At 54.6% G+C, this 21813-nt stretch carries 16 protein-coding genes; 12 read left to right on the top strand and 4 right to left on the bottom strand.

The genetic code is table 11. From position 1 onward, the window contains the following. Positions 1-405 precede the first annotated feature (405 nt). From DTL42_RS25600 to DTL42_RS25610, 3 genes are all read left to right on the top strand, one after another. Positions 406-2220 carry an alpha-amylase family glycosyl hydrolase gene (locus DTL42_RS25600; RefSeq protein WP_114373749.1) on the top strand — a complete coding sequence of 605 codons (1815 nt, stop codon included), beginning with the start codon at positions 406-408 and terminating at the stop codon, positions 2218-2220. A 262-nt stretch (positions 2221-2482) separates the two neighbouring features. Then, complete coding sequence (locus DTL42_RS25605) at positions 2483-3331, top strand: PRC-barrel domain-containing protein (protein WP_114373751.1); 849 nt, start codon at positions 2483-2485, stop codon at positions 3329-3331. A gap of 346 nt (positions 3332-3677) precedes the next feature. Further along, on the top strand, positions 3678-4658 hold the full coding sequence (locus tag DTL42_RS25610) for an NAD-dependent epimerase/dehydratase family protein (RefSeq protein ID WP_114373754.1): 981 nt from the start codon (positions 3678-3680) through the stop codon (positions 4656-4658). 92 nt (positions 4659-4750) lie between these two features. On the opposite strand, the gene DTL42_RS25615 is transcribed toward DTL42_RS25610, so the two are convergent. Then, entirely contained in the window at positions 4751-5797 is a 1047-nt protein-coding gene (locus DTL42_RS25615) for a transaldolase family protein (RefSeq protein ID WP_114373757.1), read from the bottom strand. A 416-nt stretch (positions 5798-6213) separates the two neighbouring features. On the opposite strand from DTL42_RS25615, the gene DTL42_RS25620 reads away from it, so the two are divergent. The 6 genes from DTL42_RS25620 (at position 6214) to DTL42_RS25645 (ending at position 13798) form a co-directional block, all read left to right on the top strand. Further along, positions 6214-9558: an efflux RND transporter permease subunit gene (locus tag DTL42_RS25620; protein ID WP_158545553.1), complete on the top strand. Its 3345-nt coding sequence runs from the start codon at positions 6214-6216 to the stop codon at positions 9556-9558. Between the two features lie 145 nt (positions 9559-9703). Continuing rightward, positions 9704-10282, top strand: a complete 579-nt coding sequence (gene def, locus DTL42_RS25625) for a peptide deformylase (RefSeq protein ID WP_114373764.1) — start codon at positions 9704-9706, stop codon at positions 10280-10282. 11 nt (positions 10283-10293) lie between these two features. Then, a complete protein-coding gene (gene fmt / locus DTL42_RS25630) occupies positions 10294-11268 on the top strand; it encodes a methionyl-tRNA formyltransferase (RefSeq protein WP_114373766.1) in 975 nt (324 codons plus the stop codon). Between the two features lie 159 nt (positions 11269-11427). Then, on the top strand, positions 11428-11664 hold the full coding sequence (locus DTL42_RS25635) for a hypothetical protein (RefSeq protein WP_114373768.1): 237 nt from the start codon (positions 11428-11430) through the stop codon (positions 11662-11664). Positions 11665-11706: 42 nt separating this feature from the next. Beyond that, positions 11707-13137, top strand: a complete 1431-nt coding sequence (gene miaB / locus DTL42_RS25640) for a tRNA (N6-isopentenyl adenosine(37)-C2)-methylthiotransferase MiaB (protein WP_114373770.1) — start codon at positions 11707-11709, stop codon at positions 13135-13137. A 286-nt stretch (positions 13138-13423) separates the two neighbouring features. Continuing rightward, positions 13424-13798, top strand: a complete 375-nt coding sequence (locus DTL42_RS25645) for a hypothetical protein (RefSeq protein ID WP_114373773.1) — start codon at positions 13424-13426, stop codon at positions 13796-13798. A 46-nt stretch (positions 13799-13844) separates the two neighbouring features. Here DTL42_RS25645 and DTL42_RS26465 read toward each other — a convergent pair whose 3' ends face one another. Together DTL42_RS26465 and DTL42_RS25650 are read right to left on the bottom strand one after the other, a co-directional pair. After that, a complete protein-coding gene (locus tag DTL42_RS26465; protein WP_158545554.1) occupies positions 13845-13991 on the bottom strand; it encodes a hypothetical protein in 147 nt (48 codons plus the stop codon). 205 nt (positions 13992-14196) lie between these two features. After that, positions 14197-15135: a hypothetical protein gene (locus DTL42_RS25650; protein WP_114373775.1), complete on the bottom strand. Its 939-nt coding sequence runs from the start codon at positions 15133-15135 to the stop codon at positions 14197-14199. Between the two features lie 719 nt (positions 15136-15854). Between DTL42_RS25650 and DTL42_RS25655 the strand changes: the two genes are divergently transcribed. Further along, positions 15855-17843, top strand: coding sequence for a HAMP domain-containing methyl-accepting chemotaxis protein (locus tag DTL42_RS25655; RefSeq protein ID WP_114373777.1), 1989 nt, complete (start codon positions 15855-15857; stop codon positions 17841-17843). A 95-nt stretch (positions 17844-17938) separates the two neighbouring features. Here DTL42_RS25655 and DTL42_RS25660 read toward each other — a convergent pair whose 3' ends face one another. After that, on the bottom strand, positions 17939-19297 hold the full coding sequence (locus DTL42_RS25660) for a Gfo/Idh/MocA family protein (protein ID WP_114373779.1): 1359 nt from the start codon (positions 19295-19297) through the stop codon (positions 17939-17941). Positions 19298-19741: 444 nt separating this feature from the next. Here DTL42_RS25660 and DTL42_RS25665 point away from each other — a divergent pair, with 444 nt between their 5' ends. Continuing rightward, complete coding sequence (locus DTL42_RS25665; RefSeq protein ID WP_114373781.1) at positions 19742-20734, top strand: hypothetical protein; 993 nt, start codon at positions 19742-19744, stop codon at positions 20732-20734. Between the two features lie 304 nt (positions 20735-21038). Continuing rightward, a complete protein-coding gene (locus DTL42_RS25670) occupies positions 21039-21800 on the top strand; it encodes a hypothetical protein (RefSeq protein WP_114373783.1) in 762 nt (253 codons plus the stop codon). Positions 21801-21813: the final 13 nt, after the last annotated feature.

Raw genomic sequence — 21813 nt, forward strand, 5'->3', positions numbered from 1 at the left:
CTATTTTACCTGCCAGCAGGGGGCTAGTCGGCTGTTTTGTCACGATTTCGGACTTCTCTCACGATTTTGGCACGCCCAATGCTTTCTAACCCTGCCAGTCCTATCCACGTGGGCATCCGCCCAGGCCTACTTACGGAATTTTCATCCGTCCACGGGGGTAGCGACCTTGGATGTCTGTGAAAATCACCAGAAAGCAGGCAAGTGACCCGTGGATAGTCGGCAGGGAAACCCCCGATTTCTCGCCGACGTCCACGGTGTCCTTTTATCTTCTATGGCAAAAATAATTGCTATCAATTCGGGATTACTTTTCGGCAATCGTTGGCAATCCCAGTGATTGCCGTTCGGTCGTTCGAACGCGAAGCAAGCTTTTTTCTTCCGAGACCCACTGAACCAGGAACAACCACGATGGCTACCGTTACCCCTTCCACTTCCGATCAAACCCAAGCCCAGCCCGGCATGGGGCCCATGCCACACGAGCATGGAGTCGCTTTCCGCTTATGGGCCCCTCATGCAGATCAGGTGAGCATCGTCGGAACGTTCAACGATTGGGACCCCCTAGCCACTCCCTTGACTCGCGAAGAGGCAGGGCAATGGTTCGTCGATATTCCGAACGCCAAAGCGGGTGACGAGTATCGTTACGTGCTGCAGTGTGGCGACAAAGAGGTCAGCCGGATGGATCCCCGGGCTCGGGAAGTGACCAACTCGGTCGGCAACAGTGTTGTCCATCAAACCCAATTCGATTGGGGAGACGACGACTATCAGTTGCCCCCTTGGAACGAAGTAATCATCTACGAGATGCACCTGGGAACGTTCAACCGCACCGACGAAGACACGGTTGGCACGTTTGCCGATGCCATTCACCGGCTCGATCACTTGGTGCACTTGGGAGTTAACGTGGTGCAGCTGATGCCGCTCTGCGAGTTCGCTGGCAATATCAGTTGGGGCTATAACCCAGCCCAGATCTTTGCGGTGGAAAGTTCGTACGGCGGCCCGGAAGGTCTGAAACGCTTCGTCAAAGCTGCCCACAAGCGTGGAATCGGTGTGATCCAAGACGTGGTGTACAACCACTTCGGTCCAAGCGATCTCGACATCTGGCAATTCGATTTGTGGGAAGAGAACGGCAAAGGGGGGATCTACTTCTACAACGATTGGCGCAGCAAAACCCCTTGGGGCGACACGCGCCCAGACTATGGCCGAGGTGAAGTGCGTCAGTTCATTTACGATAACGCGATGATGTGGGTCAACGACTACCACGTCGATGGTTTGCGTTACGATATGACCTTATACATGCGCAGCGTCGACGGAAACGACGATTTGCCAGACGGCTGGAGCCTGGCTCAATGGATCAACCGAGATATCCAAGAGAGCAAGCCAGGCACCTTGTTAATCGCCGAGGACTTGCGCACAAACGACTATATCACCAAAGATGCCGGCCAAGGCGGGGCGAACTTTTCGAGCCAATGGGACGCTGAATTTGTGCATCCCATTCGTGAAGTCGCTAAGCAGCCCAGCGATGCCGGCCGAGATTTAGATAAGCTGATCCATGCGATCACCTATCGATATAACATCAATTCGTTCGAGCGCGTGATCTATACCGAATCGCACGACGAAGTGGCCAACGGCAAGCAGCGGCTCCCCTCTGAAATTACTCCAGAAGCGCCTGACGACGGCTACGCCCGACATCGTTCGACCTTGGCCGCCGGGGTAATGCTGACCTCGCCAGGGATCCCGATGCTCTTCCAAGGCCAGGAATTTCTGCAAGATGGCTGGTTTCAAGATACCGATCCACTGGATTGGAGCCGAGTTGAAGAATTTCCTGGGGTGGTGCTGCTGTATCGCGACTTGATCCATCATCGCCTCAATCACGAAGGGGTGACCAAGGGGCTGATCGGGCAAGACGTTTTGGTGCATCACCGAAATGACGAGAAGAAGTTGATCGCGTTTCAACGTTGGTACGACCACGGCCCTGGCGACGATGTCATCGTGGTGGTTAACTTCTCGCATGAGGCCGTCGAGGACTACACGATTGGTTTACCTTGCGGTGGAAATTGGAAGTTGCGCTTTAACAGTGCGGCCTCGGTTTATAACGCAACGTTCGTCTCGACCACGATCGCCGAGCTAGCAGCCGAAGAGCAGCCATGCGACGGAATGACTCACTCTGCATCCTTTTCGATCAGCCCTTACAGCTTGCTGATCTATTCCCAGGATCCTGAATCATAAGACTCTGGTCGTCGTCAGAGCGAACTCTGACGGCTTGACGAGCAGAGTGTCCGGTGAACGATCAATCGCCCCGGAAACGAAAGCTCTCATTCGCCCACAACGATGGATGGATGAGAGCTTTCTCGCTTGAATATCCCAAGAAAACCAGGGACTTACGCGTATCTTCAGCTTTTTTCCTCAAGCTTTCCGAAAGTCGGCACGGCGGTTGCAACTTACCTTCTGCAACTCGAAACAACCCTCTGGTTTATTAGGAGATTTTGAAATGTTAGTTACTAGTTTTTTAGGAATTATGCTTGCTGCCGCGATGGTCATGCCGGCGATCGCCGACGACAACACGACCAAAAACGACCAGGAAAAGACAGTATCTGTCGACAAGCAGAAGACCAAAGACCGCATTGCTGCCAGCCAAGTCATTGGGGCTAGCATTTACGGAAGCAATCAAGATGACACGATTGGCTCCGTAAATGACATCGTCATGACCAAGGATGGCAAAGTCGCCTACCTGATCGCTGGTAGTGGTGGCCTCGCTGGTGTCGGCGAAACCGAACATGCGGTGCCCGCGAAAGCGTTCGACATGAAGTGGGTCAAAGATGGCGACGACAAGATGCTGAAGCTTAGCCTGCCGATGACCGCCGAAGACTTGGCCAATGCTCCGGCTTTAAATCTGGAACATGCCAGCGACCTGACCGTTGCTTCGTTCGCCGATCGTAACGGTAAGTACTTCAAGTCTGCCGACACGAAGAAGATGTCGCCCGAAAACATGTACTTGGTTTCGGAGATCGATGGTCTCGACGCGACCGGTAACGACAACAAGTCGGTAGGTGCCATTGAAGACATCGTCTTCATGCACAACGACGTCTGTAAGGCTGAATACTACATCATCGGTACCGGTGGTGTGGTTGGTATCGGCGAAAAGTACACGCCTGTTCCAGCCGATCATGTGAAAGTGACCAAGACTGCCGATAACCAGTATACGGCTTCGGTTCAGGCCGACAGCACGATCGTTGGTGCCGCTCCGAAGGTGACCTCGGATCATTACTACTCGGAACTTGGTGACAAGAACGTTCGCGACAACGTGAAGACGGCTTTTAACGAAGCTGACAGCAAATAAGTAGGAAACATGGTCCCACGAAATTAGGACCATCCCTGCCACGCAACCCGCAACAGCGGAAGGACGCACTCGAGCAATCGAGTGCGTCTTTTTTTGCGCGCACGATCGTCGGGAAATGCCGAAGAAAGAATAAAAACGCAACCACTTGGTCGATCCAAGGAAATCAACACGCGGTAAGGCGTACGATCTTAATCAACGCACACGTTTCAACGCAGAGCCCCCTCTGCAGCGGCATTTATGGTCATCAATAAGCGAATGCCCACGCCAATGATACTGGAGATTAAGATAGGTAAACTCGATAAACAACTCATGGCCAGAAATGTTTAACGTCAGTGGAGAATAAGCAGTGCGGGTACTCGTCACCGGGGCAACTGGGCTCGTCGGAAATAACATCGTTCGCATGTTGCTGCAGCAAGGGCATCAAGTTCGCGTCATGGTTCGCGACCCACGAACCGATCGAAGTTTGGCGGGGCTCGATCTCGAAGTCGTACAAGGCGACGTCAAGGACGAAGACAACGTTCGCACCGCCGCACTTGGGGCCGAGGCGATCATTCATGCGGCGGCGATGGTCCATATCGGCTGGACCAAAGGGAAGATGATGCACCAAACCAACGTCGAAGGAACGCGAATCGTTGGGCTGGCCGCGCTGAAACATAAAATTCGGATGGTTCACGTTTCTTCGGTCGATGCCTTGGCGATTGGCCAGGAAGACGCCCCGGCCAACGAGGAAACGCCCCGCGAAGGCAAAATTCCCTGCCCCTATGTAATCACCAAACGAGAAGCAGAAGAGGAACTGCAAAAACTGATCGCCGAAGGGCTCAACGCCGTGATCGTTAACCCAGGGCTCATGTTTGGTCCGTGGGATTGGAAACCTTCGTCAGGACGCATGTTGATATCGGTCGTCAAAAAGCAGCCTCCTTTGGCGCCAAACGGTGGCGGGACAACTTGTGACGTGCGAGACGTAGCCCAGGCCTGCATCAATGCCCTGCAGCAAGGCCGAGTGGGTGAAAACTATATCCTCGGAGGCGAGAACCTCACTTACTTCGATCTGTGGACACGCATGGCCGCAATCACCGGCCGTCGTCCTCCCTGGCGAAAAATGGGCCCTTACTTCACGGCGGTCGTCGGCTACTTCGGCGACATGTGGGCCACCATGGAAGGCAAAGAAGGAGAAGTCAACTCCGCCGCACTAAAGATTGCTTCGCAGTTTCACTACTATTCCAGCGACAAAGCAAAGGCCGAACTCGGCTATCAGAATCGCCCGCTCGACCAAACGTTGGAAGACTCTTGGCAGTGGTTCCGCCAAAACGGCTATCTCCCCCTTTAGCAGGCCGTTAGACCTTAAAAAAAAAAGACTTCTTCCTGCCCAAGCTAGGCATGAAGAAGTCTTGGAAAATCAACAGCACGGTTCAGGCGTCGTTAGACGGCTGCTTTCTTCGATTCAATCAATGAAAGCAGCGACTTTTGTGGATCGGCGAACTTGGCGATCCCTTCGTCCATCAACACCTTTTCCAGATCGGCATAGTCGACCTTCGCTTCCAATTCGTCGAGCACCTCTTGCGACGGCATCTGATCGATTTGGCGATCGAACGTTTTGCCGCTTGCTTGCACTTGGTCGTTGGTCTTGGGCGGGTTGGTTTCGATGCCATCGCCAGCAAACGCGGCCACATACTTCCATGGCGGATCTTCCGGCAATTTGGTTCCGGTCGACGCGAAAATAAGCTCTTGCTGCAGCTTCAGATTCTTATCGGCCCAGAACTCAGCATTGTCGCGCCAGATGTTCTTGGCGTTCACAATTCCCAGTTGTCCTTGAGCGTCATCGCTTAAATCTGGCAGATGCTTTTCGGAGTAAACATCGACCCGAGAAACGAAAATAGAGTAGACACTTTTGAAACCATCCAGCGAACTGCGCCGCTGAGCACCTCGCCAAACCGCTTCGCGGGCGGCGTGATATTGCCGCATGGTGAAGCAAAGGGTGACATTCAGCGTAATCCCTGCCGCACAAAGCTCTTCCAGGGCGTCGATCCCCGCTGGCGTGGCCGGGACTTTAATCATCCGGTTGGGACGTCCGAGGCCCCAGTATTTGCCTAGCTCGATATACTTGGCCACTCGCTCTTCATGGGGCATGTCCCGTTCGAGATCTTCCAGCAGCGGATCGAGCTCGAAACTAACATAGCCATCGTTCCCCTCGGTCTTTTCCCAAACCGGCAGAAAAACGTCCTGAGCCCGCTGAACAAGGCGGTCGGTAATCGTCCAGGCAATTTCGTCAGCGTCTTTTCCCTGGGAAGTCAGTTCTTCGATCCACTCGTTGTAGTTCCCGGAATCAATCAATCCTGAAACAATCACAGGGTTTGAGGTTGCGCCACTCACCCCCAATTTGTAATTGGAATCGACCAAATCAGGATCGATGGAATCAAGCCAGACTTTGGTGCCAGCTTGGATTAAAGACTCTAGAGGTGTCGTCATCGATTACTCCTTACGGGGGAGGCAAAATCAAAGATTGGTTTCAGCGTTAGCGGTATTCTACCGAAGCGAGTAATAGGTTTCTTGTCTTTACTCGCTTAATTGGGCTAGCAATTCGCCCTCAAATAGCAAATGGTGGAAATACGCAGGATGGGGTAAATGCGCCTGCGGTAGACTGAATTTGAAGAAAACTGTAGCTTTAAACGATTCAGCGCGCAGAAAATATAGCCTGCAATACGCACTTTTGTGCGGTCCGTCCAAAATTTTAGGATCGGTGAAGTTTCGCTGATCAAGTCCATAGGCGGAAAATAACGATTCTTGTTTAGGCTGGCAGGGTATTTGCGGCTTGGCAACGAGCTTATTACCACAACTTGCTTGTCAGCTGCTTCAGGATTCTCAACGAGCGAAATTTGATGCAAATGCGTCGTCCAACATTTTTCGAGCGATACGCTATCTGGATCCTTTGCGGGATCTTTTTCCTCGTCCCGTTTGCTTTACGCGGAGCTCGGCTCTCGCTAGAGCAAATGAAGAACGATGTTAAAGACTGGCTGCCCGACGACTTCGCCGAGACTTCCGAACTCGATTGGTTTCGCGATCACTTTATGGGCGAGCAGTTCGTCCTGATTAGTTGGGATGGCTGCACCGAGGATGACCAATCGCTGAACTACCTCGCTCGGTTGCTCGTGCCAGAGCCTCCTGCCGAGGGTGAGAAAAAGGGAGAGCCGCTCGATCACTTCCAGCCTAATTTCATTGGCGACGAACTGGCCCTCTATTATCCCGATACGCCAGGCGATGCCACCGAAGACTATCGCAACTGGGGTGGTGAGGACGAAAAGTGGTTTCTCGGCAGAGGAAACCAATGGTTTTATTTGCTACCCAACGGCGAGATCTATAAGTGGGATGGCAAGAGTACCGTCCTCGGGGCAATGGGGCGGATTAGCGAGCGCATCTTCTATGGCGGCAACTCGATTAAGGGGGAGTACGTTAAGAAGGTTGATAAATTCTATTACGATAATCCCCGTCGCTTACAAGCACGCCTCTTTAAGTCGGTAACATCGGGGCCTGATGTCCTGGCGGCTTTATCGGCGCCTGGCGGAACTCTCGTTCGTGACGAAGACCCGACGCCGCAAGAGCTGGAAGACGCTCGTAAAAAAGCGCTCGCCCGCCTAACCGGCACCTTGTTTGGCCCCGATGGCAAGCAAACCTGCTTGATTGTCACCCTGACCGATGCCGGCAAAATGGATCTCCGCCGCACCATGGGGCACGGGGTACTAGGCCGCCAAGAAGGGCAGTTAGAACAACTCGCCGAACAGGCTGGCATTCCGCCTGAAAAGCTTCGCCTTGGTGGCCCTCCGGTCGACAACGTTTCGATCGACGAAGAAGGGGAACGGACCCTGGCCCGCTTGGTCTCGTTTAGCGTGATCTTGGGCTTGGGGCTTTCGTACTTCTGTTTGCGCAGCATCAAGCTGACGATCATGGTCTTCTTCGTCGGCGGAATCAGCGCGGTGACCAGCTTGTCTTTGGTTTGGTGGACAGCCGGAACGTTCATTTGGTGGCTCGATCCTACGACCGATGCCGTGATGATGTCGATGCCGGCGGTGGTGTATGTGCTCGGCTTGTCCGGCGCGATTCACATTGTGAACTACTACCGCGACGTGGTGAAAGAAAACGGCACACTCCGCAATGCACCAGAGCTGACCATTGCGCATGGTTGGTACCCTTGCACCATCGCTGCGGTGACCACGGCGGTTGGTCTCGGTTCGCTGGCGACCAGTAGCATTACGCCCATTCATAAGTTCGGGATCTTCTCGGCTTTGGGGGTGTTGGCAACGCTGTTCTTGCTGTTCACCTACCTGCCAGCCGCGCTACAGATGTGGCCGCCTGATCCGGCGCCCAAAAAGGGAAGCGACTTCAAGCCGAAAGAGCCTTCCCCAACCGCCCTATGGCTGCGTGGGCTGGGGGATCGTATTGGCGATTTCATCATCAACAACAACATCAAAGTGGCTGCCACGTGCATGGTAGTCTTCTTGTTCTTCGCGTTCGGGCTGCAGTACCTCAAGACCTCGGTCCAACTGCTGAAGATGTTCGACGAAGACGCGCGTATCATTCAAGACTATGCCTGGCTAGAAGGGCACCTCGGTAAGCTCGTGCCGATGGAATTGGTGGTTCGTGTCGAGCCCGAAGTAATGTACTACGACGAGTCGAACGAAGAAAAAGGTGCCGACCCCTTAAATCCGAAGGCCGCGGCCGCCCCCGATAAACTCGAACCGAAGTTCCGCTATTCGTTCCTCGAACGGATGGAAATGGCAGGTCGCGTGGCCAATGTGGTCGAAGAGTATCTTGGTCCTGAAGGGGCTAAAGTGGTTGGTCCGCCCACTTCCGCACTAACCTTTGCCCCAGAACTGCCGAGCGCAGGCAGCAGTACCGCTTCGTTCTTGGAACGCGGTGCTTATAGCCGTCGTTTGGAAGCCTCGTTCAACGAGTTCGTCAATTCCGATTATTTACGGGTCGACAAAGAGAACGGAGCCGAACTATGGCGGGTCAGTCTTCGCCTGGGTGCGCTTGAGAACATCGATTACGGCAACTTCGTCGACGACTTAAAGCAAGTCACCGAGCCGATCATGGACGCCTATCAGGCCCGCGATCGAATCCTGCTGCAGTTGGACAAAGATCGAGATGGCAAAGGATTTGTGAATGCCAAAGTCGGCTTGCTCGGCGTTAATTATGCGTCTCTGGACAAGGCCGAAACGAAGGCGGATGTCAGCCAGGATGGTAAAGAACGCTACAATCACCTCGACGCAACCAAGGTCTTTTCCGAAACCTTGCGCGATCTGTTAACCAACGCTCGCGTCAAGCTGATCGATCACGATCCCGATTTCCATACGCAAGACCGCTTGGACTATATCGCCAAGAATTGCGACTACGTCGTGCTGGTCGAGCCGAACGCCATGTACGACATGGACGCATTTCGCAAGACCATGAAAGGGACGTTCGACGTCACCCAGCACGAGTACACCGGCCAAGAGATTCCCCGGATGTACGATCCCGAGCGGCCACCCATTTCTTTGGTTTACACCGGCGTGGTCCCCGTCGTTTACAAAGCAGCCCGAACGCTGCTCTCGAACCTGATCGAAAGCACGGTGTGGGCGTTCGTCTTGATCGCGCTCGTGATGTCGCTGGTGCTGAAGAGCTTCCGCGCGGGGCTCATTTCGATGTTGCCGAACGTCTTTCCGATTTGCGTGGTGTTTGGCTACATGTCGTGGACCGGCATGGAAGTTGATATCGGCACCATGATGACCGCCAGTGTGGCGATGGGTGTCGCGGTTGACGATACGGTTCACTTCCTCACCTGGTTCCGCTGGGGCTTAGACGAGGGTTACACCCGTGCCAAAGCCATTAAAGAAGCCTACAGCCGCTGTGCACTGGCTATGTTCCAAACGACCATCATCGGTGGTCTCGGTTTAGCGGTGTTTGCCTTCAGCACGTTCACCCCGACCCAGCGATTTGGTTACCTGATGGTCTCGCTGTTGGCGGTGGCCTTGGTGGGCGACTTGCTCTTCCTGCCGGCCCTCTTGGCTGGTCCGCTGGGACGCGTCTTCCGCCCCGATCATAAGGCGCGATCGAAGAAGGAAGACGATGACGGCAATGAAAATGCCGAACAGGAAGTGGAAGCCCCGGCAGCTTCGGAATCGGTGCAATCCGAAGCGGAAGAATCCGAAGAACCACGCGTCTACCCGGTGCATGGCCGCAGCCGACCGGCGTAAACCTGGCCGCGGCGCTTGAACCCATCAGGGGGCGGCTGTCGACCAGTCGGGCATTCTTTCTATAATAAAGCGATTACCCGCCTCCTGGCGAGCTTGCCAAAGGCGGGGTTAAATCGTTGTTGGCTCGGCTCTTAGGACCGTTACGTTGCAGATTATTCACTACCCTCACCCGACCCTAAACTACAAGTCGAAGCCTGTGAAACGCGTCGATGCAGAGCTTCGCGGCATGATTGCCGAGATGTTCGAGCTGATGTACGCGGCGCGCGGCATCGGTTTGGCTGCCAATCAGGTTGGCTTGCCGCTGCGATTCTTCGTGATGAATCTGGCCGGGGCGAAAGGGGAAGGGGAGGAACTAGTCTTCATCAACCCCACCATTAGTCGCACTACCGGGACCGACGAAGCGGAAGAAGGTTGCTTGAGCCTGCCAGGCGTCTACGGCCCTGTGCTCCGCCCCGCCGAGGTCTTGTTTAGTGCGTACATGCCTAACGGTGAGAAGTTCGAGCAAAAGGTAAGCGGCATGTTTGCCCGCTGCGTCCAGCACGAGACCGACCACCTGGATGGGATCATGTTCATCGAGCGGATGGATGAAGATTCCCTCTACCAGATTCAGCCTGAAGTCGACCAGTTTGAACTGACCTTCGAACGCCTCCGCTCGGAAGGCAAGTTGCCTACCGACGAAGAGATCGCCGCGTTCCAGAAGGATATGGAAGCGAAATACGCTTAGAAGTAACCGGCATGCGCATTGTCATGATGGGAACCGGCCCTTTCGCCGTTCCCACGTTTGAAGCCCTGCTTGCGAGCGACCACGACGTGGTTTGCCTCTTCACGCAACCGCTGCGTCCCACGCGCGGCAAGCGTCCTGCTCCGCCGACCCCGATGCGAGACGTCGCTCAGCAGCACGGCCTGCCGATTTACGATCCGGAAAGCATCAACACCGACGAAGCCCGGCAGATTTTGCAGCAGCAAGCGGCCGATTTGCTGGTCGTGTGCGATTACGGGCAAATTCTTTCTCGCGAGTCGTTGGCGCTAGCTAAGCTGGGCGGAATCAACTTGCACGGTTCGATCTTACCCAAATATCGCGGCGCGGCTCCCGTGAACTGGGCCATCTACAACGGCGATGCCGAAACCGGCGTCACTGTGATTCACATGACTCCGAAGCTAGACGGCGGCCCTTGCTTGAAGGTCGTACGAATCCCCATCGAGCCAACCGAAACAGCCGTTGAGTTGGAGCCTCGCTTGGCGCAAATGGGCGTTCCGGCGGTGCTGGAATCAATTGCCCTGCTTGAAACGCACGGCGGCGAGTCGCTCGTGGGCGAGCCGCAAGACGCCAGTCTGGTCTCGAAGGCACCGCGGCTAAAGAAAACCGATGCGGACATCGATTGGACGCAGCCTGCCCAGCAGATCTACAACCAGTTCCGCGCTTTTCAGCCCTGGCCTGGCTGCTACACCCATTTGTCGCGCGGAGACAAACCGCCGCTACGGTTGATCTTGGTCGAGATTTCGCTGCTGGGCGAGCCTGCCGAGAACGATCCCCAACCAGGAACGGTTGCCTCAGCCACCGCCGACCAGCTACGAATCGCCGCCCCAGGCGGGCAGATCGTGGTTCACAAGCTTCAGCCTGCCGGTAAGAAGGTAATGGAAGCCGCCGAGTTCATTCGTGGCTACCAACCAGCAGTGGGGGATCGATTTGTGGCGGAATCCGAGCTTTAAAGCCTCGCTGCTACCCCGCCGATCCCAGGCAAATGGCCAGAAAACCGTCGATTTCCGCCTGAAATGCCCCCGCAGGCCTGAAAATCCCTCTCGCCCTCGGCGGTAGTGGTTGTTTAAGATACACCGTTGGTTTTCTGCACGGACGCGGGATTATAAGCTGTGAGTCGCTGGGATATCATTCTGTTCGCGATCGCCTCCTACTTCGCCATCATGGGATTGGTGCGGCTGATGCAGGCGCGGCGTAATCGTCTGGTGCGGCAATTCCGTGAGGAATTCCGTAAGCAACGCGAACTCGTTCTTAAGCAACAGGCCGAAGAAGAACGCAGAGCAAGCGAACAGGCGCAGCAAAAGCAATTTGAAGAATTCATCAAGCAGAAACAAAAAGAGGTCGCCTAGTCTGCCTGGCTTGGCCTGACCGTCTCCCCCTGATTCGTCCGCATGGAAAAACGTCTTTACATTGAAACCGTCGGTTGTCAGATGAACATGCTCGATAGCGAGCTGGTAGTGGCTACGCTGCGCAAGCAAGGCTACGTACTGACAAATTCTCCGGACGAAGCCGATACTCTGCTGTTCAACACCTGCAGCGTTCGCGAACAAGCCGAAAACAAAACCTACAGCCATCTGGGCGTGCTTCGCGATTTGAAGAAGCAGCATCCTGAGAAGATCATCGGCGTGATGGGCTGCATGGCGCAGAATCACCAGCATAAGATCTTCACCCGGGCGCCTTACGTCGACTTGATTGTCGGCCCTGGTCAGCTACATCAGATCCCATCGATGATCGACAAGATCGCTGCCGGAGAAGGAAAGCAGATCGAAGTTAGCCTTGGCCGCAAAGATGGCACGCGCGATCAGATTACTCGCAGCCACGAGAGCTTCGATCCACTGCGCGACCCTGAGATGCGTCCTACGCCGTTTCAGGCCTACGTGCGCATTCAAATTGGCTGCGACAAGTTCTGCACCTACTGCATCGTCCCCAGCGTGCGTGGCCCCGAGCAAGGCCGTTCGCCAGAAGACATCCTCCGCGAAAGCCGCCACCTGGCCGAACACGGCACCGTCGAGATCACCTTGGTGGGGCAAACGGTCAACAGCTACAAAGCGACCGATTCCAACGGCAAGCTGTGGCGCCTGGCCGATCTGCTGGCCGAACTACAAGAGATCGAAGGGCTCGAACGAATCAAGTTTGTTACCAACTATCCCAAAGATATGACACGGGAACTGTTGGAAGCCGTACGCGATTTAAGCAAGGTTTCGCCTTACCTGCACGTGCCGCTGCAAAGTGGCTCGGACGAAGTACTCAAGCGGATGAAGCGTGGCTACACCGTGGCCGACTACCGCGAAATGATGGCCCGCATTCGCGAGATTGTGCCTGGCTATGCCGTCAGCAGCGACTTTATTGTCGGTTTCTGTGGCGAGACCGACGAAGACTTCCAAAAGACGGTCGAACTGGTCGAAGAATGCCGCTTCAAGAACAGCTTTATCTTTAAGTACAGCGAGCGCGAAGGAACCCGCGGGGCTGACCTGTTTATCGACGACATCCCGCACCACGTGAAGCAGCAGCGGAACAACGACCTGCTGGCCATTCAAAACCGGATCAGCTTAGAAGACAACCAGAAGTTGATCGGCGACACGGTACAAGTGTTAGTAGAAGGTCCCAGCAAGACTGCCCTAAAAAGTGGAGAGGGAATCGAGAACTCTCATGCCACCCAGCTCATCGGGCGAACCCATTGCGACCGCATTGTGGTGTTCGATGGCAATCCTCGGCAAATTGGCAAGATTCTGCCGGTAGTGGTCTACGATTGCCACGCCCACACCCTCTTTGGCGAAGTGGTCACGCAAGAATGCGGGCCAGAGTTATTCGCACTCGGTTAATGCCGCTTGGGCATTGACTGACTGACGAATCTAACAGCCTGCTAAGCGGCCCATGTTGCTCTCTCGTATTGCTTAGCGATTAACAATCGCTGGATCAGAGAAGTCAAAGCGCTTTCCGCCCTGCGGGCATGGCCGACATATTTTAATGCTGAATGTTATTTTTTTATTGGCAGGCAAAAATCAACATGTCATGATTGATGTTAGTTGAATGGGGCATCGTGTTATCTCTTGCGATTGGAGGAGACTAACTTGCTTTGTTCATCACCGATTAGGCTGGAGCCGAACTATGTCGGTAGTTGATTTCGACATCTTAGAACATCCACAATTTCTTGAGTTCATCATGTCAGGCGATCCCACGGAAGAACAGTGGGTTGAGTTGCTGCGACGTATTGTGGAAGAGCTAGAGCGGCGGGACAAATCTCGGGTATTGGTCGACGCCTCGGCAATGACGACGATGCCTAGCTCGATGGTGCGATATCGGATGGGATTACGAACCGGCGAATCGCTTCATTTGAATGCCCGCATAGCGGTACTCTATCCGCAAAACAAAGACGACAACTTCTGGGAGACCGTGGCAACCAATCGCGGCGCATTGGCCCGTTCTGGCATTAGCCGTGCAGAGCTTGTTGCGTGGTTACTTCGCGAAGATGTTCACTTGTAAGAGAAAGCCCAACGGCCCTCTGAGCATTCCGACAACCGCGCCGCGATTACCATTTCGGAATTGGCAGCTTACGGTTCATGAGTACGGCCCAAATGGTGAGGCCAATCAGAATAATCCCTGAGGCAAGCGCAATGCTTAGGTCTAAATAGAGCGAGATTCCCAGCAACCCGGCGAATACGAGTAAGTAAGACATGCAACTTTTCCAACAAGAAAGACGAGTGTTTGTTGGAAGCCTTGGTCGCATTCTTTCCAGAGGCAAGTAGCACGCCACACGCTTGAGAAACTACTCAAACGCTAATGCCGGCAAAATAAGAACAATCGCCACAGACAGGCTTTATGTGCCCGTCCCTCCCCTAGTTACGAGGGGAGAGACGGCAGTTTCCCTCAAGATCAACACCTTAGAAGGGTGCGGCTTCGCCGTCGCCACGTGGTGCTTTGGGCTTATCAGGCTCGCCACTCGGAGCATTGACCAAAACTTTCAGCGACTCTAAGCAACTGATCATGTCTTCCTGGCTGATCTCTTCCCAGCCAGCGGCCCGATGACGAATCACGGCCAACTTGAAAGCCTCGAAGGCGTCGAGCACGTCGTCTGGCAGATTACCGATTTCGGCGAACGGTTTTATCAGCGAGGGTGGCGACAAGACGTCTCCCACTTCCCCTTCGGCCACGCCGCTCGATTCACGTGCTTGGGCACCCTGTTCTTCGTCGCCGAAGTCAGGCCCTTCGTGGGTTGGGCCGGTGGGAGGATCCATCTCGTCGATGCTGCCACGGACTTCCCCATCTTGCCCTTGGGCAGGTTGGAAGTCTTCGTCTACCTCGGCAGAGATAATATCTTTCTCATCCGGCCGCTCGGAATCGAGCTTGCCCATCGTCTCCCAGCGTTGATTCCGCATCGAAGCGACCGACCAGGAGTTCTCGACGGCCCCTTCCAGCCACATTTCAGCATCTTCCCACTCGATGGCAGCCTGGAAGTGGCTCCAGTAAAGGCCATTGTAAGTGGGATAGTTGTCACCGAATCGCTCGAACACGCGGCGCAAACGTCCGACGTGTTGACCGGTAACGCCACCTACGCGGCGAGCCCAGGCCTCGTCGGCATACTCAGCGGCTGGGGCGCCAGCTTCCTGTAGCGACGTGCGCCACTTGTAGATGATCATCCCCTTATCCCAGTTGGTGGTACTGATCAGCGTATTCCACTGGCCCAGGTAAGGGGCCGAGGCTGCTTCCAGTTTCGCCAACAGTTCGTCACTCAAGGGGAAGTCGGCAGCGGCTTTTTCCTCGGGGTTGGGGCTGGTGTCTTGCGATTCGACTGCGGTTTGATCGACAGTTGGTTCTTCCATGCGGACTTGGCTTCCTATCCTCTCGAAACGTTATCCAAGGGTTCCCCCGCACACAACGCACATCTTCTTACGGCGGCAGCGGGGCATTTTCTAAGCGGCACGAATTCTACGCACACCCCTTAGCTCGCATCCACCGACTACGCAGCGACAGAATGAATTTTTCGCAGAGGCAGATCAGAAACCATATGCCAGGCAACAACTTAACGCTTCATAAATTCTGCCGAACGAACCAATTAACTTGGGGATAACTTGTCAACGGCGTGTCGATGTCCCTAATCCCCAAAGTGGCTTTGCTAGCAGCCAGCTGCCAGAATCGCAATTTCGCCACAAACAACAACGGTAATAGCACTTACGGCGGTTGTTCTGAGATCCCGGATCAACCAAAGCCTACCGAGCCGACAAGGCAACGAACGGATACCAGATGTTAATAAATGCCACTTATTGCGCTATCCTGCCACCTCTAGGAAGCCCCGTCGCCGCCGATACGGTAATCCGCAACCAACGTCGTAAGTTGCTTGATTATGGCTCCTTTTTTCGCTTGTTAAAACGTTGAACCGCGTAGCCCCAGGCCAATCGGCTGGCATATTTTCCCTCAACCAAAAGCTAGCTCAGGGAGAAAACTATGTTTCTCTAGTTAATCAATCTCTAGGTAACCATTCCAAGAGTGGGACCCCCGAGCAAAACAACTCGCAATCTCAGACAAGACGGAGTTAATAAAGATGTTAAGTCGCCTGAATATCATGCAAAAGACCATCTTGGGTTTTGGCACCGTATTGCTCTTGATGATCGTCTCTGGCTTTGTCGCTTGGAACGGAACACGTCGTGCGTCTGAAGGTTTTGACGAGTACCGCAGGAAGACACTAAACGCGAGTACGTGCTCGGATGCCCTCGTAGAAATGATGCAGCTCCGCTTCCTGGTCAAAAGCTTCGACTTCACGGGGGACCCGGCAGTTGTCGAACATTTCAACAAGCTCGAGACCAAAATCAGTTCGCAATTGCAGCAAGCCGAACAATCGATCAGAAATCCCCAGCGCCGTGCAAAGGTGGTGGAGATCGAGAATGCCGTTCAGCAATATAGCGACGCTTTTACCGAAGTTGCTGAGAGCCGCTTGAAACGAGATCAGCTATGGAGCGGCACGATCGCAGGCAAGGGTTCTAGCATCGCCCAGAACCTGTTGCTGGTCATCGATTCCGAGAGCAACGACCCGCAAACCAAATCCGAAAAAGCAGCGGTCGCTTCGCTCAATAACCTGATGCGTGCGCGGGTTGGCTTGTATCGTCTGATCTATACGACCGACATGAACTACAAGACCGACGCGTTGGAAGCACTTACGCAGCTCAAAGCCAGTCTGGCTCAACTCGATTCGCTAACCGAAAATCCAGAGAGCAAACGTTTAATTGCTCAGATGATTCTGGATACCAACGCCTACCAAGAAGGGTTCGAGCAACTGTCTGCTGCCTTGGCGAACGAGCGCTCGTTAGTAGCCGAGAAACTCGACCTGATTGGTCCTCATGTGGCCGAGCTTGCTCAAACGATTAACCGAGAAATTGCCGACGATCAACAAGAATTGGGAGCCCAAGTTCAAGCTGCCAATCAAACGACCCTTTGGGTTTTACCTTTCGTCAGCATAGCTGCCCTGATGATTGGGGCCATCCTGGCCATTGTCCTCAGCCGCTCTATCGTGCTTCCTATTCGTCGTGTGATGACCATCTTGGGGCATGTGTCGGATGGTGACTTACGGCAACGTTTGGAAGTGAAAAGTCACGATGAAATCGGCAGCATGTCGAATTCGTTGAATCACATGGTCGAGAACCTGCAAAAGGCGATGACCGCCCTTTCGCAAAACAGTCAGGCCATCGCCCGTTCTGCCGAAGACATGAACTCGACCGCCGACAACATGACCAACATCTCGCACGAAACCAAAACACAATCGACCTCAGCGGCTGCCGCTGCGGAAGAACTTTCGGTCAATATGCGCACGATGTCCGAGATGTCGCTTGACATGTCGAAGAACATGGACATCGTGGCCAGTGCGGTCGAAGAGATGTCGATCAGCATCAACCAAATTGCTGCCAACATGGACCAAGTGAGCCACGTTGCTTCCGAGGCCCATCGCTTGACCGAAGGGAGCCGCAATCAGCTATCGCAGTTGAACCTCGCTGCCAACGAGATCGGCGATGTGGTTGAGTTAATCCAAGACATCGCCGAGCAAACCAATCTGTTGGCATTGAACGCCACCATCGAGGCGGCCCGCGCCGGGGAAGCCGGCAAAGGCTTCGCCGTCGTGGCAGGCGAAGTCAAGGAACTCGCTCGTCAAACCGGCGACGCCACCGGCGATATCGAACGCCGCGTGTCGAGCATGCAATCGAGTTCCAACGAATCAATGCAATCGATCGATGCGATTCGCGAAGTGATCGAGAAGCTCAACTCGATTTCGCAAAGTGTGGCCGCAGCCGTCGAGGAACAATCGGCCACCACCCAGGAAATCGCCAACAACGTCGCCCGTACCAATGAGGCCGTGCAGCAAGTCTCGCAATCGGTCAACGAATCGGCAACCGCCGGCGAAGAAATCGCCCGCTCAGTGGCCTCGGTCGATACCAGCGCCTTACGCGTCTCAGAAGGAGCCGGCCAAACCAAGAGCTGCAGCGGCACGCTCGGTGGCATCTCGCAGCAGTTGCAAACCTTGGTGGGACAGTTCCAGGTTTAACCCTTTAAAGCCAACTAAAGACAAACCGGCAGCAGAATCATAACGCCGGTTTGTCTTCGCTGGGTTACGCTGGCGCTAACGCCAGCCTACCTGGGTTACACGTTATCCGCTGTCGGGTGCTCGTATCCTTCGCGGTATTCGCGGGCCAGCATTTGGTTGGCTTCGTCGTCGCCGACGACTTCGTGCTTTGCAGGATCCCAAGCCAGACTGCGGCCTAGTTCTTGCGACATGTTGGCCAAGATGCAGCTGGCGGTTGAGATGTGGCCTTGCTCGATGTCGGCGACCGGCTTGGTACGGTTTTCAACGGCCTGTAGGAAGTCGCGTTGGTGCGCCCGGTTGGCAGCGGCGACGTGTTGCTCGAGGTCTTTTTCGTGCTGATCTTCTGGGTACTTGTCCCACTCGACCTTGGGGGAACCGCTGAGGGTTGGTTCGCGGCGGCCTCGTGGGAAGAACTCGTACTTGTTGACGCTTGCTTTCAGCGTTCCCTTATCGCCGTACAGAAAAACAGCCCAGGGGTAATCGCGGTCTGGGGCGTCGCCATAGGCGCGATGGGTCCACACGACATCAAGTTCCGGGAAATCGAACGTCGCCACTTGGGTATCAGGCACGTTACCGGTGGCGTCTTTCCAGACATACGTGCCACCTCGGCTGTTGACCGAAGTGGGCCAACCGAGATCGAGCATCCACCGCACCGTGTCGAGCATGTGAATGCACATATCGCCCATGATGCCGTTACCAAATTCCTTGAACATGCGCCAGCTGCGGGGGTGCATCACCGGGTTGAACGGCAATTTGGGGGCCGGGCCGGTCCACATATCGAAGTCGAGATACTCTGGAGGTGGGCAATTGTCTCGCTTGGCGTTGCGTCCCATGCCGTAATAGCAACAAATTTCGGCGTGCCCGATCGTGCCGAGCAAACCTTCCTTAACGACCTTATCGCGGGCCTCGATCAAGTGCGCCGTGCTGCGACGCTGCGTGCCGACCTGAACCACGCGATCGTACTTACGAGCCGCAGCCAACATGGCCTGACCTTCGGCGATATCGCGGCTGATCGGCTTCTGCACGTAAACATCGGCCCCAGCACGCACCGCCTCGATCATTGGCAGCGCATGCCAATGGTCTGGTGTGCCGATCAAACAGATATCGAGATCCTTTTCCTTGAGCATCTCGCGATAGTCGCCAAATTGTCGAGGCTGCTGACCTGATTTTTGGCGGGAAGCAATGATGTCGGCTGCACCTTGCCGCATCTGAGTATCGACATCGCAAATCGAAACGACTTCGACCGGAGCAACCTGAATCAACCGCAGCAGATCGCACTTGCCATACCAACCACAGCCAATCAAGCCGACCCGCTTCGGTTTGATATCCTGCAAATCTTGGGCAAACGTAACACGCGGCAAAGCAGCAATCGCGGTAGTAGCGGCAGCGGTGGTCAGAAACTGACGACGATCCATGATGGGGCTCCGTGAAGATAAGCGAACGAATGAGGTGCGCCCCATTTTAGTCCTTTCGCCAAGCAATTTCTGCACAAACTCCCTCATTTTCCTCGCCAAGCAGGGGAAGGTTGGGATTGGTGCGTCCCCCAAGAACGGGTTAGGATTACCCTAACGCAAAAAAATGGGTGCCATGCTCTCGTCTTCGTGAGCATGCGTAGCAGAGAAGAGATGCCAACGTAGATAAGATGAAACCTATTCAGGTCCGCGCCATCAATCCAACAGGAGCGACCAACGGAAGCCCCGGATTCGTGGCAAATCGGTCCACTGCCTTATTGGGATTACCCGCGCAGACATCCATAAACTTGGGTTTCGGTACGCCCAGCGTACCCTGCGGGATCAATGCCAAACAAATGGGTGCTATTTCATCGTACTTTTCTGTCCTTTTGAACTGAAAGAACCGAATTGCAGGATTTGCTCACAATCAGCGAAGGTAATCGGAATGGTGGAGTCTTCGCGTCGTTCAAATTTATGGCGACGCTGAGTATCGTCGCCATCCTCGCGGGCGTTTTTCTTTGCCCTAGCCTGGTTACGGCCCAAGAGGCTGAGACTGTTTACACCCGCGCCGAGTTTGACAATGCCATGAATGAGGTCAGGCAATTTCGGTTTGACCATCTTAGCCCTGCTCTGCAGCAAGACACCGAGAATTGGCTCGTTGGCATGGACAAAGCCAACGTCATGATCAACGAGATGGTGAAAGCCTACAACACGCCCCAGGAAGAACTGCGAGACATGCTGTTTGAAATGGTCGAGGGGATGGGGCACAATGATTCTGCCGACCTGAGACTTCAACTTTGCATCGGTTCAAGCTTGAACCCAACTTCGTTTTTGAGAAAAGATGCCGGGGAGTTGGACAAGCAGTACTACGACCGCTATGCCTATTTCCATTCCAGTATTGCGGAAGCCCAAGTTCGCGATTGGTGTCAGCATCCGGAAAAAGTAGAAAGAGCCGTCTGGTTTCAGACGTGGGTTGGTGTGTTTCCCAGTCAACGCGGTGGACCTAATTTCATGTCCACAGCTCAAAAGTTTGATAAAGACTTCAAGCCAGGCATCGCCACAGGGGCCGGCAGCGATTACTGGGTGTACGCACGACTATTCATTTTCTCGGCATGCGTTACGAATCGCAGGGATCTGTATGCGGGCATCGATCCCACCCAGTTGCAGCCGCAGTACATCAAGTGGCGCGATTGGCTACACAGTACCGTCCCCCACACCGAACGCTGGCGAGCATCTGGCAACTCACCGAGTTACATCTTCGACCCAGAAGGGGTCAAGCATTCCCAGAGGGGGATTGAACCGGGGGTTCTTCCTCGCCTGACGGTCGTGCCGAAGACTCCCTATCCAACCTGGGGAAACCTGCCTGCACCGGACCCGAAGGACGTCGAAGCTTGCTGGTAACATTAGCCTGCCGATTGGCTGTTAAGGCCGGTGCCTATCGAGCGAGTCCTGCAGAACCTCTTCTCTTTTTCCGGCCCCAGGGAAACCAGGTTGGGATTGGTGCGTCCCCCAAGAACGGGTTAGGATTACCACAACGCAAACAAATGGGTGCCATGCTCTCGTCTTCGTGAGCATGCGTAGCAGAGAAGAGATGCCGGCGAAGATAACGGCATGGTACTTGCACGCGTTAATGCAGGGCACGAAGAAGCGAGCAACTTGACGACGTAGCCTTCCTTCAATCGACAAGCACCAAAGGAGTGCGCACATGGCCAAAGTGGGCGAATCCATAGACCGTTTCAATAGTTCCGTCCGAACGCTGTTGATCTTGCTGCTGCTGATCGCGTTCTCGACGGTTTCTTATTACGGCTATTCCATCTACAACGAAAAAGAAATCGCCCTGGCCGCCAAAGACAAGCAGTTAGAAGAGAAGAATCTCAAAATTGGCGAGCTAGAAGACGAGATCGATCAGCTGGCGTTACGGTTGAAGCTGCTCAAAATCGATCGCCGCATTGCCCGCATGCAGGTCGTCAGTCAAACGAAACCGGAAGGGGCGGAACACCCACAAACGGTGTTGCAATTCGTGGAACTCGATCAACATGGCACGCCCCTTTCGCAGCCGCAAAAGTTCACCATCGAAGGGGACATGGTGTACATCAACGGTAAGGTCGTAAAGTTCGCCGACGAACTGGTCGAATCAGCCGACCCGCTTCGCTCGACTTCGATTTGCCTGTTGCAAAAGATCTACGGCGAACATCAAACGCCTGCCGAGGGGTTCGCCATCGATAAGAGTGGCGAACGTCCCGAAGTGTACGGCGTGCACGAAAAGCCGACCGAGTTCGAGCAGAAGTTGTGGGAAAACTTCTGGGAAATCGCCAACGACCCAGACAAAGCCCAGCAATACGGCGTCCGCTCAGCCAACGAAGAATCGCCAGGCATGAAGGTGAAGCAGGGCAAGCAGTACGAAATCGAAATCCGCAGCAGCGGCGGCCTGACCATCAAGGTGCTGCCCAACGAAGTTGAAACGTAAGCTGCCAGCCAAG

The sequence above is a fragment of the Bremerella cremea genome (genome assembly GCF_003335505.1).
GTDB lineage: Bacteria > Planctomycetota > Planctomycetia > Pirellulales > Pirellulaceae > Bremerella > Bremerella cremea_A.

Bases quoted from the DNA above. Each gene is read 5' to 3' on its own strand.
- DTL42_RS25600 (WP_114373749.1), top strand. From the start codon at position 406: ATGGCTACCGTTACCCCTTCCACTTCCGATCAAACCCAAGCCCAGCCC.
- DTL42_RS25605 (WP_114373751.1), top strand. From the start codon at position 2,483: ATGTTAGTTACTAGTTTTTTAGGAATTATGCTTGCTGCCGCGATGGTC.
- DTL42_RS25615 (WP_114373757.1), bottom strand. From the start codon at position 5,797: ATGACGACACCTCTAGAGTCTTTAATCCAAGCTGGCACCAAAGTCTGG.
- DTL42_RS25620 (WP_158545553.1), top strand. From the start codon at position 6,214: ATGCGTCGTCCAACATTTTTCGAGCGATACGCTATCTGGATCCTTTGC.
- fmt (WP_114373766.1), top strand. From the start codon at position 10,294: ATGCGCATTGTCATGATGGGAACCGGCCCTTTCGCCGTTCCCACGTTT.
- miaB (WP_114373770.1), top strand. From the start codon at position 11,707: ATGGAAAAACGTCTTTACATTGAAACCGTCGGTTGTCAGATGAACATG.
- DTL42_RS25645 (WP_114373773.1), top strand. From the start codon at position 13,424: ATGTCGGTAGTTGATTTCGACATCTTAGAACATCCACAATTTCTTGAG.
- DTL42_RS26465 (WP_158545554.1), bottom strand. From the start codon at position 13,991: ATGTCTTACTTACTCGTATTCGCCGGGTTGCTGGGAATCTCGCTCTAT.
- DTL42_RS25650 (WP_114373775.1), bottom strand. From the start codon at position 15,135: ATGGAAGAACCAACTGTCGATCAAACCGCAGTCGAATCGCAAGACACC.
- DTL42_RS25655 (WP_114373777.1), top strand. From the start codon at position 15,855: ATGTTAAGTCGCCTGAATATCATGCAAAAGACCATCTTGGGTTTTGGC.
- DTL42_RS25660 (WP_114373779.1), bottom strand. From the start codon at position 19,297: ATGGATCGTCGTCAGTTTCTGACCACCGCTGCCGCTACTACCGCGATT.
- DTL42_RS25670 (WP_114373783.1), top strand. From the start codon at position 21,039: ATGGCCAAAGTGGGCGAATCCATAGACCGTTTCAATAGTTCCGTCCGA.